Origin of the sequence: Cupriavidus sp. OTU4054 (assembly GCF_038440175.1) — a bacterium.
Lineage (GTDB): Bacteria > Pseudomonadota > Gammaproteobacteria > Burkholderiales > Burkholderiaceae > Cupriavidus > Cupriavidus pauculus_D.
On record NZ_JASATF010000028.1, the window covers coordinates 1 to 19,278 of the forward strand.

Sequence of the window (19,278 nt, forward strand, 5' to 3'; positions counted from 1 at the left end):
GTAGTGATGGTCCGGCGTCGCGCGCGCGCCGAAAATGGCTTGTCCCACGCGCACGACCGTGGCGCCCTCCTCGATCGCGATCTCGAAGTCGCCGGACATGCCCATCGACAGTTCGTCGAGGACAATGCCCGCCGGGGCGTCGTTACGCAGCCGGTCGCGCAGTTCGCGCAACTGCACGAAGCATGTCCGCACGCGATCGGCCTCGGCCGAGAACATCGCCAGCGTCATCAGCCCCTTCACGCGCAGCGCGGAGAATGCCGGCAATTCGCGCAGGAATGCGGCAACGTCATCGGGCGCCAGCCCATACTTGCTGTCCTCGTCCGAGGTGTTGACCTGCACGAACACATCGAGCGCGCGGCCCTCCGCCTGCAACCGCCGGTCGAGGGCCTCGGCCACGCGCAGGCTGTCCAGCGCCTGGAATTCGCTCGCGAACTGCGCCACGAGCTTTGCCTTGTTGGTCTGCAGATGGCCGATGACCGACCACCGCAGATCCGTCAGGTCGCGCATGGCCTCCCATTTGCCGTGGGCTTCCTGCGGCTTGTTCTCGCCGAGCATATGGCAGCCGGCCGCGTACGCGAGCCGCAGCGTCGCCTCCGGCTTGGTCTTGCTGACGGGCAGCAGCCGCACGTCCGCGGGGTCGCGCCCCACGCGCTGGCAGGCCGCCGCGATGCGCGCGTGCACGGCCGCGAGATTGGCGCGGAAGTCATCGACGGACGTGGCCTGCGGCCACTGGTTATGCAGGGCATGAAGGGTGCCCGTCGGAGAAGAAGTTGGCGATGACATCTCGAGCCTCGTTGGATGCGATGGATGCAGTATCGCGCGCCCGATGCGCCGCAATCGATCCATTCGTCCAGATTACCTACCCAATCGTCCACGGGAAAGTCATGGAAGTGACATATTGCCCGCTTACATTTTCATTCGAACACACGACATGATCGAATGAGCCATGAGCTTAACCCCGCGCCAGCGCGAGATCTTCGGCTGGCTCAACGATGCTGGCTACCTGAGCACCGAGCAGCTTGCGAGCCGTTTTGGCGTCAGCACCCAGACGATTCGCCGCGATATCAACGAGCTGAGCGTGCAGGGGCTCGCGCGCCGGACCCACGGCGGCCTGAGCCTGTCCGCGAGCCAGCACAACCTTAGCTACCTGCAACGCAGCGCGAACCACGTCGAACGCAAGCGCCGCATCGGGATGTCCGCCGTGGGCATGCTCGAGGCCGACGCGACGGTATTCCTCGGCTACGGCACCACGGTCGCGGACTTCGCGCGCGCGTTGCCGGCCGATCTGCCGCTGCGCGTGGTGACCAACAACCTCGGTGCCGTGCACGCGCTCGCGGACAAGCCGCGCATCGAGACATGGGTGGCCGGCGGGCGGCTGCGCGCCGGCGATCTCGACGTCATGGGCAGCGCGTCGCTCGACTTCCTGCGCCGTTTTCGCGCGCACGTCGCGGTGTGCAGCGCGGCGGGCTTCGACGAAGACGGCACCTTCTACGAGTTCCAGCCCGAGGAAGCCGAGCTGAGCCGCGTCCTGCTATCGAACAGCCACGTGCGCATGCTGCTGCTCGACAGCAGCAAGTACCTGCATCACGCTCCGTGCCGCGTCGGAACGCTTCACGACGTCGATCACCTCTTTACCGACCACGAGGCGACCGACGCGATGGCCGCCCTGCCATTGCTGTGCGAACGCGCGGATGTCGCGCTGCATCTCTGCTAACCCGCCCGCTCCCCCTGAACGACATTCCATGGCATACCTGCGACTCGAACGGCTGCGCCAGCGCTTTGGCGATCACGACGTCCTGCGCGGCATCGACCTCGATATCGAACGCGGCGAATTCATCGCGCTGCTCGGCGCCTCGGGCTGCGGCAAGACCACGCTGCTGCGGCTGATTGCCGGGCTCGACCGCCCGACCGACGGCAGCATCCACCTCGACGGCCGCGATGTCACCGCGCTCGATCCGGCGCAGCGCCTGCTCAGCATGGTGTTCCAGTCTTACGCACTGTTTCCGCACCTGAGCGTCGCGGACAACATCGTGTTCGGCCTGCGCGCGCGCAAGGTGGCACGCGACGAGCAGGACAAGCGGCTACGCCATGCGGCGGACCTGCTGGGCCTGAGCGCGCTGCTCGCCCGCAAGCCCGGCGCGCTGTCCGGCGGACAGAAGCAGCGCGTGGCGCTGGCGCGCGCCATCGTGTCGCAGCATCCGATGTGCCTGATGGACGAGCCGCTGTCCAATCTCGATGCCCAATTACGCGCGGAGATGCGCGCCGAGCTTCGCAAGCTGCAGCAGCAACTCGGCCTGACCGTGGTCTATGTCACGCACGACCAGGTGGAAGCGATGAGCATGGCCGACCGCATCGTGCTCATGCATCAGGGCCAGATCGCGCAGGTCGGCACACCGGCCGAGCTTTACGACAAACCCGCGACGCCCGTGGTGGCGCGCTTTATCGGACAGCCGCCGATGAACCTGATTCGCATGCCGGGCAGCGGCGCGTGGCTCGGCGTGCGTCCCGAACATATCGATGTCGGCCAACCCGGAGAACCCGGCGATGGACATGATGCTGTCGTCATGCGCGCCGAATATCACGGTGCCGACACGCTGATCGAAGTGAAACTGCATGGCCAGCCGCTGCTCGTGCGGCATCCGGGCCGCGTTGCGGTGGTGCCGGGCAGCGGGCTCGCGTTGCAATGGTCCGCCGAGCACGAGCATCGCTTCCCCATCGACCCCGTCGCGGCAACACCATCCTGATCTGCCGACCTGCCCTGTCTTTCCCCCATCGTCCTCAAGGAGCCATCATGTCGTTCAAAACCCGATGCCTGGCGCTTGCGCTCGGCGCGTTCGCGGGCCTCACCGGTCTAACCCCGCTTGCCGCTTCCGCCGCGCAGACGCAAGTCACGATGTACTACCCCGTGTCCGTCGGCGGCCCGCTCACGCAGGTCGTGGACAAGCTCGTCGGCGAGTTCGAGCAGTCGAACCCCGACGTCAAGGTCAACGCCATCTATGCGGGCAACTACGACGACGCGCGCACCAAGGCACTGGCCGCGCTCAAGGCCGGCACGCCGGTGCAGACGTCCGTGCTGTTCTCGATCGACCTGCATGAACTGAAGGACATGGGCGTCATTCGCCCGTTCGACGATTTTGCCACCTCGCCCGACGACAAGCAGTGGCTGCAAAGCTTCTACCCGGGCCTGATGGACAACGGCCGCGCCGACGGCAAGACCTGGGGCATTCCGTTCCAGCGCTCGACCATCGTCATGTTCTACAACAAGGATGCGTTCCGCCAGGCCGGGCTGGACCCGAACAAGCCGCCGCGCACGTGGACCGAGATGCGTGAAGCCGCCGCCAGGCTCGTACAGCGCGACGGCGCCAACACCAATCGCTGGGGCGTGATGATCCCCTCCACGGGCTACGCCTACTGGATGTTCGGCGCGCTGACCAAGCAGAACAGCCAGACGCTGATGAACCCGGCCGGCACGCGCACGATGTTCGACAGCCCGAAGGCCGTGCAGGCGCTCGAGTTCTGGACCTCGCTGTCGAAGGACGGCCTGAGCCCGAAGGGTCTGATCGAATGGGGCACGTTGCGCCAGAACTTCGTCGAGGGCAAGACCGCGATGATGTGGCACTCCACCGGCAACCTGACGGCCGTGCTCAAGGAAGCCAAGTTCGACGTCGGCGTGGCGCCGCTGCCCGGCAACACCGAGCCGGGCTCGCCCACCGGCGGCGGCAACTTCTACCTGTTCAAGAGCGGCAGCGATGCCGAACAGCGTGCCGCGTTCCGTCTGGTCAAGTTCCTGACCGCGCCCGAGCGTTCGGCGCAATGGAGCGTGGCCACGGGCTACATGGGCGTAAGCGCCGCGAGCTACGACACGCCGACGCTCAAGGAATACGCCGCGAAGGTGCCGCAGACCCTCGTCGCGCGTGACCAGCTGTCGGTCGCCACCGCCGAACTCTCGACGCACCAGTCGGGCCGCGTGCGCAAGATGCTCGAAGATGCGCTGCAGTCGGCCATCACGGGCCAGCAGGAGCCGCGCGCGGCGCTGACCGGTGCGCAGGCGCAGGCCGAGCGCGTGCTGAAGCCTTACCAGCGCTGATTGCATGGGCCATTCCCGTCAAGCCGCGCAGGCGTGGCTCATGCTGCTGCCTGCGCTGGTCCTGCTTGCCGCGTTCACTTACTGGCCCATCGCGGGCAGCCTCTGGCACAGCCTGCATACGCAGGCGCCGGGGCTGCCGGCGTCGTTCACGGGCGCCGAGCAGTTTGCCGCGCTGCTCGATGACCCCGTCTTCCGGCAGGCGCTGCGCAACAATCTCTGGTATGCGCTGGTGACGGTTCCGGTCTCCGTCGTGCTGGCGCTCGCCATGGCGCTCTGGGTCAATCAACGCTATGCGGGCCGCGGACTGCTGCGGCTCGCCTTCTTCACGCCGACTGTCCTGCCGATGGTGGCCGCCGCCAACGTCTGGCTGTTCTTCTACGCACCCGACATCGGCCTGCTGAACCGGCTGCTCTCGGGCGTCGGCGTGACCGGCCGCAACTGGCTCGGCGATACCGATACCGCGTTGCCCGCGCTGATGGTGGTCACCATCTGGAAGGAGGCGGGCTTCTTCATGATCTTCTATCTCGCCGCGCTGCAATCGATCTCGACAGAGTTGCTCGACGCCGCGCGGCTCGAGTCCCCCTCCGCATGGTATCGGCTCCGGCGCGTGGTGCTGCCGTTGCTGGCGCCGACCACGCTGTTCGTCGTGGTCAACGCGCTGATCAACGCGTTCAAGCTCGTCGACCATATCTTCGTGCTGACGCGTGGCGGCCCCAACAACGCGAGCACGCTGCTGCTGTATTACCTCTACGAAATCGCGTTCAAGTTCCAGGACGCGAGCTATGCCGGCGCACTGACTGTAGTGCTGCTGGCCCTGCTTGCGCTCTGCTCCGCCATTCAATTCTGGCTGTCCCGCAATCGCGTGCACTACCGATGAACGCTCTTCGCCATGCATTGATACCCGCGGCCGCGCTCGCGGCCGGCCTGTTGTGGATCTCGCCCCTGTTGCTGCTGTGCTGGGGGGCGTTTCATCCCGGGGGCGAGGCCATGCGGCTGAGCTTCGATACGCGCTGGGGGCTCGATAACTTTCCGCAGGCGTGGCACGTGGCGCCGTTCGCGCGCTATCTGCTGAACACGGTTGCCATCGTCACGCTGCTGCTCGTGCTGCAGCTGGCCGTCTGCACGCTGGCGGCGTTCGCGCTGGCGCGCATGCGGTTCGCCGGGCGTGGCATCGTCTTCGGACTCGTGCTGCTGCAGTTGATGGTGATGCCCGAGGTGCTGATCGCCGAGAACTACCTCACGATCGCGCGGCTCGGTCAGGTGGATGCCTATCTTGGCGTGGCACTACCCTACATTGCCAGCGCGTTCGGCATCTTCCTGCTGCGGCAGACGTTCATGACGGTGCCGCAGGAGCTCGAGGATGCCGCGCGCATCGAAGGCCTGAGCCGCCTCGGCATCCTGCTCAAGGTGTATGTGCCGCTCGCGCGGCCGACCTATCTTGCCTATGCGCTGGTATCCATCAGCTATCACTGGAACAACTTCCTGTGGCCGCTCGTCGCCACGCAGACCGAGGCCAGCCGTCCCGTGACCGTCGGCATGGCGCTGTTCGCCGCGCCGGAGACCGGGGTCGACTGGGGCGTGCTGTCGGCTGGCACGCTGCTCTGTGTCGGCCCCCTCGTGCTGGCGTTCCTGCTGTTCCAGCGGCAGTTCATGCAGTCGTTCATGCAGGCTGGCGTCAAGTGACACGCCAGCCCGTCGCGGTTGACGCGATCAGTGATCGCGCCAGCGCTGCACCATCACCTGCTGGATCTTGCCCTGGAAGAAGTAGCGGCGATCGGTTGCGCCTTGCGGATCCGCGCCGATCACGATCGGACTCGTATTGAGGCCGACACCGCCCGTAACCGACACCGACGGGGTCCGCTCGACGTTGTTCACCCACAGGCGCACCGCGCCGTTGCCGTCATAGGCGCCGACGATAAAGTACGAATCGGTGCCGTTGAACAGCGACAGCGGCGCGGTGGCGTACTGGTAGCCACCGTTCACGTACACGCCGAAGCGCAGTAGCGTGCCGGCCTGCTCCAGCGCGAAGCCGCCCGAATCGCTCTTGGCGACGATGGCCGCGGTGGCGCCGGACGTCAGGTCGTCGAAATTGACCACCGCGCTGACCATAAAGCCGCCGTTCGTGTCGTTGTCGGCCTGCCACGTCGTGGCCGACTGCGCGCCCGCGAACACCATGCTGCCGCCCACGCGATCTTCGTCCGATGCCACGGACAGCTGTTCCAGCGTCGGCGTGGACGCACTCTGATTGATTGCATAACGCGTGCCGTTGGTACGTGCGTACGTGAGCGGCCATGCGGTCTGCTGCGCGGTGTTCATATGCACGAGCGAGGTCGGCTCGGCGATCAGCGCGCGGGCCGAGGTGGCCAACGGCGTCGCGCCGCGGTCGTAGTCGCTCGTGATGAAGTCGACATCCTCGCGCAGGGCCGACAGATACAGCTCGCCCATGCTCGCCGGCGTGGTGTAGACGCCGACGCCCAGGCCCAGCATCTTCGCCTGCATCAGCGCGCCGAACAGGCTGGTCATGCGGTACTCGAGCTCCACGCCATGGAACCCGAGGCTCCTGGTCGTACGGATGTTGTTGCGGATATCGCTCTCGATCAGCGTATGGAATCGCACGTAATCGCGAATGCCCGCGAATTCCGACTGCGCGAGCAGGGCCTTGGCACGGACGAGGTGATTGTGGCGGCCATCCATGAACGCCCGCAGGAATACCGGGCGGCCGGCCTTGGCATAGCCCCAATCGCGGATGGCGCGCAGCACGGCGAGCATCATCGCGTCGCTGGCGGCGGCCGTCGCGTACTTTTCCTTGATCTCGAGAAACAGCAGGCGGTCGCTTTGCTGCAGATTGGTATTCGACAGCGCATCGACGAAGCTGCCGACGGCGCTTTCGCTATCGGCGTGCTCGACGTAGACCTGGCCGTCGGCATGCGAGGTCAGATCGAACTCGATCAGGTCGAACCCACGCGACAGCGCAGTCGCCACCTGCGCGCCGGTCGCCGCCGTGCTGCTGCCGTAGCAGTTGTGGCACGACAGTGCCACGGTATTGCCCAGCGGCGAGGTGGGGAGCGCGCGGGTAACGCCGCTCCAGTAAGTGCTCGCCTGCGCTGCGACCGGCGCAACAAGAAGAGGAAGCAGCAGCGATGCGCGAATGAAACGTCGATACAACTGGATGGCTCGAAGCATTCAGGATCTCGTCGTGTTAGAGGAATGAGAACACGGACCCTGACGCGATGCAGCCACTATCAGCAGGCCCGCCACCACACGAGCCCCGGCTCGGGATTCCCGCACCCGCCCATGTGACGCCGCCGATTGTCGTCAGCAATCGGGACAGCGGTATGACAGAGAGGTGACGGCGATATGAAGCTTCTCTGGTTTCATTTGCTCACGCGGTAAGGCCGCCATCGGCCACGATGTCGGCGCCCGTCACGAAGCTCGCGTCGGGACCGGCGAGGAAGGCCACGACACCGGCGACTTCATGCGACTGGCCGTAGCGGCCGATGGCGATGCCCGGGGTGAGGATCTGGCTCACGGGGCCGCCATCCGGATTCATGTCGGTGTCGATCGGGCCGGGATGCACGGTATTCACGGTGATGCCCTTCGGGCCGAGGTCGCGCACGAGGCTGCGGTTGAAGCCCGTGATGGCGCCCTTGGTCAACGTGTAGAGCGATGCGGTCGCGAATGCGGCATAGCGTGTCATCGACGAACCGATATGGATCACGCGGCCGCCGGCCTTCATATGCCGCACGGCTTCCTGCGTCGCGACGAATACGCCCGTCACGTTGACGGCGATCATCCGCTCGTAGGTCTCGAACGGAATGTCCTCGATGGCGCCGCCGAGGCCAAGGCCCGCATTGTTGACGAGGATATCGATGCCGCCGAACGCGGCAACGGTCGCGCTCACCGCGGCACGCACGGCCGCCGGGTCGCCCGCATCGGCCGCGATCGCGAGGGCCCGGCCTCCCGCGGCCTCGATCTCGCGCACTACCGTGGCGGCCTTGTCGGGGGAAGCGCTGTAGGTCAGCGCCACGGTCGCGCCATCCGCCGCAAGACGCCGGGCGATGGCGGCCCCGATCGAACGGGATCCACCGGTGACGAGGGCGGTCTTGCCGGCGAGGGGAAGCGTTTGCTGGGTCATGGCTGTTACTCCGGTTGAGATGAATCAGAAGGTGTGAACGGAGTATGGGTGGCCCGATACCAAATGATTAGTGGCCGGTGGATGGAATGATTTTCAATGGAATGTTGAAGATTCCGACGAGCCGCGCGATTTCGTTCCTGGCTCGGCTTGTTCGCTGTTCGCGCGTGACCGGCGCGACCGCTGCACTAAGGTCCATACGAGCGCGGACACCGCGCATGTTCAACCATAAGGACCACCACCATGAAGACGTACGCAAACGCTGGCACGCAGACGGAATGGCATGATCCTCTTCCGTTGGCCAAGAGGCCGACCACTACCCCCCCCACCCCGGGCAAATCGCGCAGCCTTGCGAGCGAGCGCAACGATGGACTCTCCGCGCGCGTCGACAAACGCAGCGACGCAGCGGGACAATCAGAAGCCGGGGCAACGGCGACGCGCCGGCTCAAGGCTATCAAGGGGCATCTGCAGGGACCGGAACGATCCACGCCTGCGGCGCCGCGCCAGTTTGCCGAGGTCGGCTCGCAAACCATGCGTCACGACATCCACAATCACTCGCCCGGCCCGGGCTACGCGGCGACCCAGATCGCCGATGTCACGCGCACCCTGTCGGAGAACGTTCGCACGCAGATTGCATTGTTCGATCAGGCAGGCGTGGACAAATTCGTCTGGGCTCCGATTCCGTCCGTGATCATCCAGGGCGAAGCGGTGAACGCTGGCTGCTGCGGCACCGACGGCTCCGCGCATCTGGACAAGAGCAAGACGTACTACATGGACGACAAGTACCGCGACGGCGAGCCCATGACGGGTGAGGCATACGATGCCATCACGACGGAAGGGAAGCAGCACTACAACACCAGCGTCGATTGGCAGGTGGGCAAGGCCTATGCGGAAATCCGGGCAGCGGACAAGGATCTGCCTCCCCACGAGCAACTGGCGCCCCGGATCTTTCCCGCGATCACCGGGATCAACCTCGGCGACGCCAACTCGGTGCAGTCGATGCTCAGGCTGAAGAGCGAATATCCCGACACGTTCCACATCATCGGCGAGATCACGATGCACAAGGAATTCGTCGGGAAGCAGAACCTCGACTACAAGGCCGGCTTCGGTCCCGAGGCCCCCATCAACGACATCCTGAAATTCGCTGCCCGCTCCGGCATGCCGGTGGTGCTGCATTGCGACTCCAGCGACGCGGAAACGTGCATCAAGACCAAGTCTCCGGGAAAGGGCGAGTACTTCAAGGAGATCGATGAACTGGTCGCGCGCCATCCGAACACGAAGATCGTGCATGCCCACATGGGCGGCATCGGCAAGTTCGCCCCGCCTGGGGAGAACCACGTCGCGCAGTTGCGCGAGCTGCTGAGGAAGCACGATAACTACAGCATCGACATGTCCTGGGACGTCGTGGCGGAAAACTACTCTCCCGTTTCGAAGGAAACGGACCCCGTGCGCAAGGCCGCCGACGAGGCTGCGCGCAAGACGCGCATCGAGGACATGGCCGCGCTGATCAGGGAGTATCCGACCCGCTTCATCATGGGCAGCGATGCGCTGATCTCCCGGAATTCCAAGTCGATCAGTGCCACGTATGACCTCTACGCCAATCGCGGTACGCAGGAGCCCGAGAAGCTCGGCCTGTTCGACTATCTGGCCCCGGACGGCGACTATCCGAGGGTGCTCTCCGGAAACTTCGACACGCTGCTGACCGATGCGCAGACCGCAAGCCGCAAGTACGAAGGCGGCCTCATGAAGCAGGATCTGGCCGAACTCCAGAGCGCCATCGAACGGAACGGGCGTACGCCGAACAAGTGGTCCTGACCCATCAAGGCCATTGCCAGACCGGTGTGGACAGATGCTCGGCGAAGAAATCCGACAGCGCGCGGATCTTTGCCGGTCTGGCGCGGGCGGACGGCGTGACGAAGTACAGTCCGCCCCGCGCCATGTTCCACGCCGGCAGGATGCGTTCCAGGCGTCCGTCGGCGAGGTACTCGCTGGCGATGAACTCCGGCAACTCGGAGATGGCGAGCCCCTCCAGCAGCACGGGGATCATCGCTTCCGAGTTGGTCACGCGCAGCGGACCGCGCGGGACGACGCTCTCCTGCGTGCCGTCGTCGTGGGTGAACTTCCATTCCTGCGTGCGGGCCCGGTACGCGTAGCTCAGGCACGCGCGGCCCGCCAGATCGCGCGGGTGCTGCGGACGTCCGTGCCGCGCCAGATACGCCGGGGATGCAACGAGGTATTGCGTCACCGAACAGAGCTGCCGCGCGACCATCGACGAATCGGGCAGCACGGCGATTCGTAACGCCGCATCGAAACCGTCGGCAATCAGATCGACGGTGGCATCGGAGAGGTGCAGGTCGACCGACAGCTCCGGATACCGCTCGATCAGCTTCGGCAACAGCGGCGCGACCCAGCGCAGGCCAAAGGCCATCGGCACGGCCAGGCGCACCTGACCGCGCGGGCTCACGGAAAGCTCCATGGCCTCGCTTTCCAGTTCCTCGGCCTGCCGATAGATTTCGCCGGCCCTGCTGGCCACGTTCTGGCCGAATTCGGTCAGCGATAGCTGCCGCGACGTACGGTTGAGCAAACGTCCCCCGAGCCGCTCCTCGAGCCGGCCGACCGCGCGCGAGACGGTTGGCACCGACACGCCCATCAACCGCGCGGCCGCGGCGAACGAGCCTTCTTCCGCCACCTTGGCGAACATCGCGATGCCCTCGAAATCCGGAAACTTGCTCATTTCATTTTTGCAATGATGCGTCTCCGGGAATTCTATTTTGAATCCAGCGCACCGTCGATATGCTTCGCGATGCTCGGCGCGCTGGAAACATCAGGCCAGCGGCACCGCGAGGCTGACCTTGGACCGCTGCATGGACACGTACGTCTTGAACTGCCTGATGTTCCCCGCGCTGAAGAACAGCTCCCGGGTCAGCCCCTCGTACTCGGTCATGTCCCTGACGTTCATGATCAGCAGAAAATCGAAGTCTCCCGTCACGTAGTAGACCTGCTGCACCTGCGGGCACGCGACGAAGCGATGCCTGACCTCGTCGAGCAGGTCGAGCCGTTCGCTCTCGACCTTGACCTCCACCAGTATCGTGATGGGACGCCCGACGGCCGTCGGGTCGACGACCGCGACCGTCGCCGTGATGACGCCCTCCGCCTCGAGCGCGGCGATTCTTCGATTCACGGCCGACGGGGACAGATTGACCGCTTCCGACAATTGCCGCTGCGACAGCTTGCTGTTTGCCTGGAGCAGGCTCAGCAGCTTGATGTCATAGGAATCCAGAACCATGGCGCAATGAGGAAGAAGTCTCGACCCTGCGATTTTGCACGTTTGTCCCGTTTCCCGCCGATAAAACGATTCGGTCGTGCGCGGTGACGGCACTACCATCCGTACGGTAGCTCCACGCCAATTCGCTCTGCCGCCGGATACTTTCGACCATGCTTATCGCCAATCCCCATGCTTCGCTGAAGCCGTACCCCACCGCGTTGCGCCAGATCATGAACATGGCCGCCGCCGACGAGAGCCTGCGCTGGCTATCGGCATGGGACCAACTGGCCGACGCCGCGACGCCGCTTCATGCCCTGCCCGATCAGGCCAGCCGTCTGGGCGTGGCACAGATCCATGTGAAGGACGAATCGGTCCGTTCGCCGCTCGGGAGCTTCAAGGCGCTGGGCGCGCCCGTGGCGCTGCTTCGGCTGATCCTGCGCCGCTGGCCGGAGATGGATATCGACCCCAGCCAGCTGATCCGGGGCGCGTACGCCGACCTCGTGAAAGATTTCACCGTCATCAGCGCGACGGACGGCAACCATGGCCGCGCCCTGGCCGCCGCGGCGAAGACTATCGGCTGCGCGTGCGTGATCGTACTGCACGCCAATGTGAGTCTCGAACGCGAGGAAGCGATCGCCGCATACGGCGCGAAGATCGTGCGCATTGCCGGCAACTACGACGCGTCCGTGGAAGAAGCCGCACGCCTTGCCGCCGAGCACGGCTGGGAGGTGGTGTCCGACACGTCGTACGATGGCTACGAAGACATTCCCCGTGACGTCATGCAGGGCTACGGTGCGATCGCCGCAGAGGCGGTACGGCAGGCACCCGCACCCTTTACGCATGTCATCCTGCAAGGCGGTGTCGGCGGACTGGCCGCCGGCATCATCAGCTATCTCTGGGAGCGTTATGGCGAAGATCGCCCGACGTTTATCGTCGTCGAGCCGCAGCAGGCCGACTGCCTCTACCAGAGCGCGAGGCTCGGCTATCCGGCCGTGGCCACGGGCTCGGTGGACTCGGTAATGGCCGGGCTGGCGTGCGGCGAGACGTCGCCCCTTGCGTGGAAATTTCTTGCGGAGAGCGTCGATTACTTCATGACCATCTCCGATGACGACGCCATCGCGGCGATGATCCGGCTGGCGAAGGGCGGCGAGCGCGATGTGCCCATGGTCTCCGGGGAATCCGGCGCGGCGGGCTTTGCGGGGCTGGAAGTGCTATGCGCGAATCGCGACCTGTTTGCGGACGTCGGACTCGGCGCCGAGGCGCGCATCCTGCTCGTCAGCACCGAAGGGGCCACCGCGCCGCGGGTCTATCGCGATCTGGTCGGCGAATCCGCGGAGGCCGTCATGGCCCGGCAGACGGCACACCTGCGCCGCAGTCTCTGAGGTTCGCTCGCTGGTTGCTTACTTTCGCCTGCCGCGCGGCTGCCGGTACACCGGCGACGACGCGACGTGCTGGTCGAGCTCCCGCAGAAACGGATTCAGGATCGAGGAGCGCGACCGCCGGGGATTCCATACCGCGCAGATCATCTGACCGAGCGGTTTGCCGTCCAGCGTCAGCGACACGATCCGGCTCTTGTCGGTCGGCGCCCGGTGATTGATCGCGGTCGAGGACACGATGGCCACGCCATGTCCGGCGTCCGCGAGGGACAGGATCGTCTGCGTGCTATCGCTCTCCAGCAGCGCATGCGGCCTCACGGCGGCCGCGAGGCATGCGCGGTCGAACAGGCTACGCGTCATGAAACCCCTGCGCAGCAGCAGCACCGGATGCGTGGCAAGCGTCCGGATGTCGGCCGTCTCCCCCGCCGGAAACTTGTGCTGCGCGGGCACGACGGCGAACAGCCGCCCCATGAAAAGCTCCTTGTACTCGAAGTCATGGCGCTCCGGCAGGGCCGCGATGGCCACGTGCGCCGTGCCCAGTTGCAGTTGTTCGAGCAGATAGTCGTTCGGTCCTTCGACCAGCGATGTTTCGATCGACGGATACTTCTTCCGCATGGAAACGAGTACGCCCGACAGCAGCCCCTCGATCGTCTGCGGCGTCGCCCCGATCCTGAGTAACCCCACCTCTCCCCTGACCATCGACTGCACGCGCGACGACAGTTCGAGTGCCTGATCGACGAGGCTCGCCGCGCGCGGGAACAGGTCCTCGCCCTCCGCGGTCAGGACCAGGCGCTTGCCCACGCGGTCGAACAGCTGGATGCCGAGCGCCTCCTCCAGGCCCTGGATCTGCCGCGACAGCGCCGACTGGCTGATATGCAGCAACGGCGCCGCCTTCGACACGCTCAGCAGTTCCGCCACGACCACGAAGCAGCGCAATGCCTTCAGATCGACCACGGTAGCCCCTCCCGCTCCTGCTTATGCACAACATGCATCGATGAACGCTCCATAAATGCATTGGACACAGTTTCCGGCCGATTCTACATTCAATGTCATACCCCCACGACAGGAGCAAACGGGATGCAGCACGAGATCAACCTGAACGCCGACATGGGCGAGAGCTTCGGCAAGTACACGATCGGCAATGACGCGGAACTGATGAAGGTGATCCGGTCCGCGAACATTGCATGCGGCTTCCATGCGGGCGATGCGACGGTGATGACAAAGACGGTTCGTCTGGCGCTGGAATGCGGCGCGTCCATCGGCGCGCACCCGGGCTTCAACGATCTCTGGGGCTTTGGCCGCCGGCAGATCGCCATGAACGCGCAGGACCTCGAGTACATGATCACGTACCAGATCGGTGCGCTCCAGGCGATTGCCGCCGCGCAAGGCACGCGTGTCACGCACGTCAAGCCGCATGGCGCGCTCAACAATATGGCGCACCACGACTTCGAGATCGCCAATGCGATCGCGCGCGGCATCCGCGCGGCGGACCGCGAGCTGATCTTCGTCGCCAACGCGTGTTCGGAGATGGTCAGGGCGGGGCACGCCAACGAGCTGAAGGTCGCGGAGGAGGCTTACGTCGATCGTACCTATACGGACTCGGGGTTGATGACCCCGCGCACGGAAGCCAATGCCGTTATCAAGGACGCACAGGTGGCCGCGCGGCAGGTCCTGTCGTTTATCGAGGAGCAGGCCATCGTCACGGCCTCCGGCAAGCGGCTGCCGTCGGCCATCCGCTCGTTCTGCACGCACGGGGACGAACCGACCGCGGTGGCGCTGGCAACGCTGGTGCGCGCCGAACTCGAGCGACAGGGCGTGCGCGTGGTGCCGCTTACCGAGATGTCCTTCTGAGGAGAAACGGATCATGACACTGTTCCCCCGCATGCTGGTGGCCGCGGCACTCTCCCTTGCCGCCCTCGGCCATGCCGTTGCTGCCCCTGACGCTTCCCCCCAAGCTGCTCCCCAAGCTGCCAGCAAGTTTCCGTCGAAGCCCATGCGCATCGTCGTGCCGTTCCCCGCCGGTGGGTACTCGGATGCGCTCGCGCGATTGATCGCGACGGACATGTCCAGCGCCTTCGGCCAGCCGGTCGTGGTCGAGAACCGCCCCGGCGCGGGCGGCAATATCGGAGCCGATATCGTGGCCAAGAGCCCCGCCGACGGGCACACGCTCGTGATGGGGACCATCGGCACGCAGGTCGTGAACCCGCTCATCTATCGCAACATCCCGTACAACGCGACGAAGGACTTCTCCGCCGTGGCGTTCGTGGCCGATGCGGAAACCGTGCTGGTCGTGAACCCGAAGGTGCCGGCGACAACGCTGACACAGGTCGTGGCCCTCGCGAAGACGCGGCCGAACGAGATGACCTTCGCCTCGGGCGGCACGGGCACCACGAGCCAGCTGGCGGGGGAACTGTTTCAGTCCACCGCGCACGTGTCCATGACGCATGTCCCGTACAAGGGCAATGTGCCGGCACTCAGCGATGTCGTGGGCGGCCAGGTCGCCATGTCATTCGCGACGCTGGCGCCCGCGCTGCCATTTATCAAGGGCGGGCAGCTCGTGCCCATTGCCACGCTGGGCAAGGCGCGCGCGCAGGCGCTGCCGAATACGCCGACGCTCACCGAAGCGGGCCTCCCCGGTGTCGAGGTGCGCAACTGGACCGGGGTGCTAGCGCCCGGCGGCACGCCCCTGCCCATTCGGGAGAAGCTGGCCGCGCAGGTCGACAAGACCATGCAGTCGCCGACGGTCAGGACGATGCTCGAAGCGCAGGGGCTGACTTACACGAAGATGGGGCCCGATGCTTTCGACAGTTTTATGCGCGCGGAGTCGGTCAAGTGGAAGAAGGTGGTGGAGCAGGCGAATATCAAGGCCGATTGAGGTGGATGGACGCGCCTAGATCATCAACACCGCGACCGCCGACGAGTCGCCCGGGTAGTTGACCCGCATGCGCAGCACGTACGACCGGCCCTTGAACAGCTTGTGCGTGATGCTGGCATTGCGCTCTTCGCCACTATCGTCGTCGGCCGTCAGATAGCGCGGCTCGCCATCCGCCTGCTCGAACAGCACCAGCAGCGCGTCGGACGCGCCCTTGGTGCTGATGGTGTACTTGCGCGACTCCGTCGGCCGGATCACGAAGTCCGCCTGCTGTCCCGCGCCGAGGTGCACCGTGGCCGAGTCGAACGGTTCCAGCACCCGGTCGGGGGACGCACCGGCCGGGTACCACTGCTGCACCCAGGTCTTGTCAGGGCCGGACAGCGTGCCGGACGGCACGAGGCCGGTCTGGTACTTGGCGGGAACTGCAATCAGTCCGGCCTCGAACTCGTACTCCATGATCGAGTCCGGGTCCCAGCTCGAGCCCTGTACGTCGTGGGGATCGAGCTTGCGCAGGATGTTGAAGAACGTCTTCTCCCGCGACCAGCTGTTGGGCGGCCGTCCGAGCGACGCATAGACCTTGTCCTCGTTCCACTGGATGCCCGTGAACGGATTCTGGTGCTCGTGCTCCATGCCAAGGACGTGGCCGAGTTCATGCAGCGCGGTACCGTTGCCGTAGGGCGTGGTCAGGTCCCATCCATAGACCGTGGTCGGCTCGTCACGCCGCATGCGCAGGACGTCCCGCCCGACGGCCGATTGCGACACGCCGTCGGCCAGAGAGAATCCGATGCGGACCTCCGCGTCGCCGAGTTGATCCACTTCCCGGAACTCCAGCCCGATGCCGGTTGCCTTCCAGCTATCGAACGCGGCGCGGATGACGTCGGCCTGCTCCTTCGGCACGGCATAGCGGGAATCGCCACCGAAGAAGCAGTAATGCAGGATGGTGCCGTTGGCCCATTTGGTGCCGCTGGTCAATATTGCCGCGCGCCGGTCGGTGTCGTTTCTGGCCGCCTCCGACATGGGCGTGACCGGGAAACGCCGCGGGGTACTGCAAAGCGGTTTCTGCGTGTACTCGGCAGTCATGATCGCTCCCTCAGGTGGAGGCGCCGCGGGTCACCGGCGACGGCGATGTCGCGGGGACGCGGCGGCGACGTCGCGCCGTCATGCGCGGCGATGCGGGCAGGACGAGCGGTGGCGCCTGCACCGTCAGCAAGGCCTGCTCGACCACGGCGCAGTAGACGCGCGCGAGCACCTGGTAACCGCCGTCGGTCGGATGAATCTCGTTGACCCAGTCGCCGTCCACGCCGGTGGCATCGGCCGATGCATCGCGCAGCGCGCCGCGCATATCCGCGAGGAACACGTGCGGAAAGCGCCCACAGATTTTCGTCAGCAACGTAAAGAGGCGGTCGATCAGATGCGCGGAGAGTGCGTGCCAGGTGCCGTCGGTATCGGGAATGCCGTAGGTCTGCAGCGCGCGCGCAAGCCATGGCCCGGCCAGCCAGTGGCCCGGCACCCCGCCGGTGCCGGCAAGGCGCGGCTGGGCGCGGCAATAGCTGTGAATGACGATGGGCGCGAATCGCGATTTGCTGTCGCTGGCATCGCGCCAGCCGACCAGCACGTCGAACACGGCGTCGAGGTGGGCCTCGAACGTGGCCCAGCCTTCTTCCGAAACAAAGCGTGAAGGATCTGACTGTGGTCCCCATTCGCTGGCGAGCCGCAGCAGACGCATGGCGAGCGGCACCGGTTGCCCGCTCTCGTCCTGCGGTGGCGTGTTGAGCGCGGCGATCAGGTCGTTGCCACCGGCCGATAACAGGAGCGCATCCCACCGCTCGCAAAGCCGGCCATGCAGCGCGGCTTCGAACGCGGGGTTGAACACCCACTTCGAGGTCGGCGCGACGTTCACCAGCTGCGCGAGCTCCGCACCGGGCTGCGCGAAGTTCACCGCACAGGCCGACGACGTGAACGACATATTGCTCGGCATATTCGTCGTCAACGCGGCCGGCGGCAATGCGCCGATGGAGAACCATGAGTCGCCCTGCATCAGGAACTTGTGGAAGAAGTCGATGCTGGGATCCGGAAAGGCCCTCGCCCACTCCGTGGGCGTGAATACACGTAGCGATGGCATAGGCCCTCCCCCTCGACATGAGCGGCAGAATAGGACGGCCTTTGGGAAAGTAAAGTTATAACGAGGCGCGATTTCTCGATCTGATATTTCTTGCGCTTCTCATACTTCTGGATGAGGGGCGGGGCTGGCGAAGGTTGGCTATTCTGGGGAGAGTCCGCGACTTCGTGCTACGCCTGGATGACGGTCGCCATACGCTTGATTTCGAGAGCGGAGAGCCTCAGCTTCTCTGCTTCGATGCGCCAGCCTGCGATCGCGGCGCGCACTTCGTCGAGCACCCGCTGAGCGTCCCGATGACCGAGTCGATAAAGCTCGGCCTGTTGCATGGCCACCGTTGTGTCTGGCGACGCGTTCTTGCTGTCGATGGCCAACGCGTGTTCCTGTTTCGAGGTATTCGGGTTGACGTCGAACGCGGGAGAGAGGCGCCACCCAGTCGGCTCGCGAATAAACCCATGGTTGCGCAAATGGTCGTCTCGGTTGCCGACCAGTATGTTGAAGAGGACGCGTCGAAAGAGTTGCGCCAGATCTTCGGCAACGTGACCCGCCGCACCCTGGTCGGAAATAAACTCTACGAGGTCCAGATAGCTCGCACCGTCTTGGCCATCGCGCCGCTCGAGCAAGGTCATCGCCGACGCATACATGCGCCGCCCGCCGCTCGTACGGTCGAACCGGGACGAACAGAAGGTGCCATAGTTGTCCGTCAGGTGTTCGAGCCGGGCATCGGGGACGACGATGCCCGCCTTCTTCGACAGAACGTGCATCAGGTATTCCCAGCCGCCGACGTCATAACGGTCGTCTTTTGCCGGAAACTTGGCGATCCACAAACGCTTGTTGTCCGTGAAGTTGGCCTTCGGCCGGGCGCCGCCAAGCGACGTACCAGGCGCGATAAGCATCGCAAGCCAGCGTTGGTACTCAGGCAGCTTCTCGACGCCGGGCTCCTCGATGCGGCGGCTGATATAGGCGAGCTCTTTCAGGTCAGTGACCGGAGGCGCAGCATTCTGATGATTGTCCAGAAAGACGCCGTCACTTCCGCAAAAGCGAAGACCTCCCATACGCGTGTGATCGAACACGCCAAGCAGGAAGTCCATCTCCTGGAGGGTCCGCATCTTGCGGCCCTCGCGCTCGGCGGCCGCGGCCTCGCGGCGCTCCATCAGAACGCGGCCCCAGCGGTCAGGCGCCGAGTCCATGAATACGCCAAAAGCCGCAGCATCCGCGGGGGGATGCTGCTCGCCCCGCCAAAGTTCGAGTCTTGGATCGAGTGCGAAACGTGATTCGCTCTTAAGCCAATCCCCGTCGTATTCGAACGAAGGCGCGACATCGGTGCGAATCGCATGACGGTGAAGCCTGCCAACGAGCTGGTTCACCCCGAGCTCTGGCGCGTCGAGGTGCACGTCATAGGTCATTCGGTCAGGCGCTTTGGCCATGTC

18 protein-coding genes are annotated in these 19,278 nt (G+C 65.2%); 9 read left to right on the forward strand and 9 right to left on the reverse strand.

Annotation, left to right across the window (positions count from 1 at the left end):
* A partial coding sequence (locus AAHB16_RS26250) for a YggS family pyridoxal phosphate-dependent enzyme (protein ID WP_342052384.1) occupies positions 1 to 783 on the reverse strand: 783 nt, incomplete at its 3' end.
* Between the two features lie 163 nt (positions 784 to 946).
* Here AAHB16_RS26250 and AAHB16_RS26255 point away from each other — a divergent pair.
* From AAHB16_RS26255 to AAHB16_RS26275, 5 genes are read left to right on the forward strand one after another with little or no spacing between them, the layout of a single operon-like run.
* Positions 947 to 1,714, forward strand: a complete 768-nt coding sequence (locus AAHB16_RS26255) for a DeoR/GlpR family DNA-binding transcription regulator (RefSeq protein ID WP_150375284.1) — start codon at positions 947 to 949, stop codon at positions 1,712 to 1,714.
* Positions 1,715 to 1,742: 28 nt separating this feature from the next.
* Positions 1,743 to 2,744 carry an ABC transporter ATP-binding protein gene (locus AAHB16_RS26260; protein WP_342052385.1) on the forward strand — a complete coding sequence of 334 codons (1,002 nt, stop codon included), beginning with the start codon at positions 1,743 to 1,745 and terminating at the stop codon, positions 2,742 to 2,744.
* Between the two features lie 47 nt (positions 2,745 to 2,791).
* Positions 2,792 to 4,087 (forward strand): ABC transporter substrate-binding protein, encoded by a 1,296-nt coding sequence (locus tag AAHB16_RS26265; protein WP_342052386.1) that lies wholly within the window; start codon positions 2,792 to 2,794, stop codon positions 4,085 to 4,087.
* A 4-nt stretch (positions 4,088 to 4,091) separates the two neighbouring features.
* Entirely contained in the window at positions 4,092 to 4,964 is an 873-nt protein-coding gene (locus tag AAHB16_RS26270) for a carbohydrate ABC transporter permease (protein WP_150375287.1), read from the forward strand.
* Entirely contained in the window at positions 4,961 to 5,770 is an 810-nt protein-coding gene (locus tag AAHB16_RS26275) for a carbohydrate ABC transporter permease (RefSeq protein ID WP_342052387.1), read from the forward strand. Before AAHB16_RS26270 ends, AAHB16_RS26275 begins: the two co-directional genes overlap by 4 nt.
* A gap of 27 nt (positions 5,771 to 5,797) precedes the next feature.
* Here the strand turns inward: AAHB16_RS26275 and AAHB16_RS26280 are convergent, their stop codons facing one another.
* Both AAHB16_RS26280 and AAHB16_RS26285 read right to left on the reverse strand, forming a co-directional pair.
* Complete coding sequence (locus AAHB16_RS26280) at positions 5,798 to 7,270, reverse strand: LamG-like jellyroll fold domain-containing protein (protein WP_342052388.1); 1,473 nt, start codon at positions 7,268 to 7,270, stop codon at positions 5,798 to 5,800.
* Positions 7,271 to 7,469: 199 nt separating this feature from the next.
* Entirely contained in the window at positions 7,470 to 8,222 is a 753-nt protein-coding gene (locus tag AAHB16_RS26285; protein ID WP_150375290.1) for a 3-oxoacyl-ACP reductase family protein, read from the reverse strand.
* A 240-nt stretch (positions 8,223 to 8,462) separates the two neighbouring features.
* Here AAHB16_RS26285 and AAHB16_RS26290 point away from each other — a divergent pair, with 240 nt between their 5' ends.
* Positions 8,463 to 10,034, forward strand: coding sequence for an amidohydrolase family protein (locus AAHB16_RS26290; protein WP_342052389.1), 1,572 nt, complete (start codon positions 8,463 to 8,465; stop codon positions 10,032 to 10,034).
* A gap of 4 nt (positions 10,035 to 10,038) precedes the next feature.
* Here AAHB16_RS26290 and AAHB16_RS26295 read toward each other — a convergent pair whose 3' ends face one another.
* Positions 10,039 to 10,953 (reverse strand): LysR family transcriptional regulator, encoded by a 915-nt coding sequence (locus AAHB16_RS26295; protein ID WP_342052390.1) that lies wholly within the window; start codon positions 10,951 to 10,953, stop codon positions 10,039 to 10,041.
* Positions 10,954 to 11,043: 90 nt separating this feature from the next.
* The gene (locus AAHB16_RS26300) at positions 11,044 to 11,505 is read right to left on the reverse strand and encodes an Lrp/AsnC family transcriptional regulator (protein ID WP_150375293.1); all 462 of its coding nucleotides are present in this window, start codon (positions 11,503 to 11,505) and stop codon (positions 11,044 to 11,046) included.
* A gap of 149 nt (positions 11,506 to 11,654) precedes the next feature.
* Here AAHB16_RS26300 and AAHB16_RS26305 point away from each other — a divergent pair, with 149 nt between their 5' ends.
* Positions 11,655 to 12,866, forward strand: a complete 1,212-nt coding sequence (locus tag AAHB16_RS26305) for a diaminopropionate ammonia-lyase (RefSeq protein ID WP_342052391.1) — start codon at positions 11,655 to 11,657, stop codon at positions 12,864 to 12,866.
* A gap of 18 nt (positions 12,867 to 12,884) precedes the next feature.
* Here AAHB16_RS26305 and AAHB16_RS26310 read toward each other — a convergent pair whose 3' ends face one another.
* The gene (locus AAHB16_RS26310) at positions 12,885 to 13,814 is read right to left on the reverse strand and encodes a LysR family transcriptional regulator (RefSeq protein WP_342052392.1); all 930 of its coding nucleotides are present in this window, start codon (positions 13,812 to 13,814) and stop codon (positions 12,885 to 12,887) included.
* A gap of 123 nt (positions 13,815 to 13,937) precedes the next feature.
* Between AAHB16_RS26310 and AAHB16_RS26315 the strand changes: the two genes are divergently transcribed.
* Both AAHB16_RS26315 and AAHB16_RS26320 read left to right on the forward strand, forming a co-directional pair.
* Positions 13,938 to 14,711: a LamB/YcsF family protein gene (locus AAHB16_RS26315; RefSeq protein ID WP_342052393.1), complete on the forward strand. Its 774-nt coding sequence runs from the start codon at positions 13,938 to 13,940 to the stop codon at positions 14,709 to 14,711.
* 13 nt (positions 14,712 to 14,724) lie between these two features.
* Complete coding sequence (locus tag AAHB16_RS26320) at positions 14,725 to 15,735, forward strand: Bug family tripartite tricarboxylate transporter substrate binding protein (RefSeq protein ID WP_342052394.1); 1,011 nt, start codon at positions 14,725 to 14,727, stop codon at positions 15,733 to 15,735.
* A gap of 15 nt (positions 15,736 to 15,750) precedes the next feature.
* Here AAHB16_RS26320 and AAHB16_RS26325 read toward each other — a convergent pair whose 3' ends face one another.
* The 3 genes from AAHB16_RS26325 to AAHB16_RS26335 form a co-directional block, all read right to left on the reverse strand.
* Positions 15,751 to 16,812, reverse strand: a complete 1,062-nt coding sequence (locus AAHB16_RS26325; protein WP_150375298.1) for a hypothetical protein — start codon at positions 16,810 to 16,812, stop codon at positions 15,751 to 15,753.
* A 10-nt stretch (positions 16,813 to 16,822) separates the two neighbouring features.
* Positions 16,823 to 17,854 (reverse strand): hypothetical protein, encoded by a 1,032-nt coding sequence (locus tag AAHB16_RS26330; RefSeq protein WP_342052395.1) that lies wholly within the window; start codon positions 17,852 to 17,854, stop codon positions 16,823 to 16,825.
* A gap of 167 nt (positions 17,855 to 18,021) precedes the next feature.
* Positions 18,022 to 19,275 (reverse strand): type II toxin-antitoxin system HipA family toxin, encoded by a 1,254-nt coding sequence (locus AAHB16_RS26335; RefSeq protein ID WP_342052396.1) that lies wholly within the window; start codon positions 19,273 to 19,275, stop codon positions 18,022 to 18,024.
* Between the last annotated feature and the right edge of the window lie 3 nt (positions 19,276 to 19,278).

Bases quoted from the DNA above. Each gene is read 5' to 3' on its own strand.
- AAHB16_RS26325 (WP_150375298.1), bottom strand. From the start codon at position 16,812: ATGACTGCCGAGTACACGCAGAAACCGCTTTGCAGTACCCCGCGGCGT.
- AAHB16_RS26290 (WP_342052389.1), top strand. From the start codon at position 8,463: ATGAAGACGTACGCAAACGCTGGCACGCAGACGGAATGGCATGATCCT.
- AAHB16_RS26265 (WP_342052386.1), top strand. From the start codon at position 2,792: ATGTCGTTCAAAACCCGATGCCTGGCGCTTGCGCTCGGCGCGTTCGCG.
- AAHB16_RS26285 (WP_150375290.1), bottom strand. From the start codon at position 8,222: ATGACCCAGCAAACGCTTCCCCTCGCCGGCAAGACCGCCCTCGTCACC.
- AAHB16_RS26320 (WP_342052394.1), top strand. From the start codon at position 14,725: ATGACACTGTTCCCCCGCATGCTGGTGGCCGCGGCACTCTCCCTTGCC.
- AAHB16_RS26330 (WP_342052395.1), bottom strand. From the start codon at position 17,854: ATGCCATCGCTACGTGTATTCACGCCCACGGAGTGGGCGAGGGCCTTT.
- AAHB16_RS26300 (WP_150375293.1), bottom strand. From the start codon at position 11,505: ATGGTTCTGGATTCCTATGACATCAAGCTGCTGAGCCTGCTCCAGGCA.
- AAHB16_RS26260 (WP_342052385.1), top strand. From the start codon at position 1,743: ATGGCATACCTGCGACTCGAACGGCTGCGCCAGCGCTTTGGCGATCAC.
- AAHB16_RS26305 (WP_342052391.1), top strand. From the start codon at position 11,655: ATGCTTATCGCCAATCCCCATGCTTCGCTGAAGCCGTACCCCACCGCG.
- AAHB16_RS26255 (WP_150375284.1), top strand. From the start codon at position 947: ATGAGCTTAACCCCGCGCCAGCGCGAGATCTTCGGCTGGCTCAACGAT.
- AAHB16_RS26295 (WP_342052390.1), bottom strand. From the start codon at position 10,953: ATGAGCAAGTTTCCGGATTTCGAGGGCATCGCGATGTTCGCCAAGGTG.
- AAHB16_RS26315 (WP_342052393.1), top strand. From the start codon at position 13,938: ATGCAGCACGAGATCAACCTGAACGCCGACATGGGCGAGAGCTTCGGC.
- AAHB16_RS26335 (WP_342052396.1), bottom strand. From the start codon at position 19,275: ATGGCCAAAGCGCCTGACCGAATGACCTATGACGTGCACCTCGACGCG.
- AAHB16_RS26275 (WP_342052387.1), top strand. From the start codon at position 4,961: ATGAACGCTCTTCGCCATGCATTGATACCCGCGGCCGCGCTCGCGGCC.
- AAHB16_RS26270 (WP_150375287.1), top strand. From the start codon at position 4,092: ATGGGCCATTCCCGTCAAGCCGCGCAGGCGTGGCTCATGCTGCTGCCT.
- AAHB16_RS26280 (WP_342052388.1), bottom strand. From the start codon at position 7,270: ATGCTTCGAGCCATCCAGTTGTATCGACGTTTCATTCGCGCATCGCTG.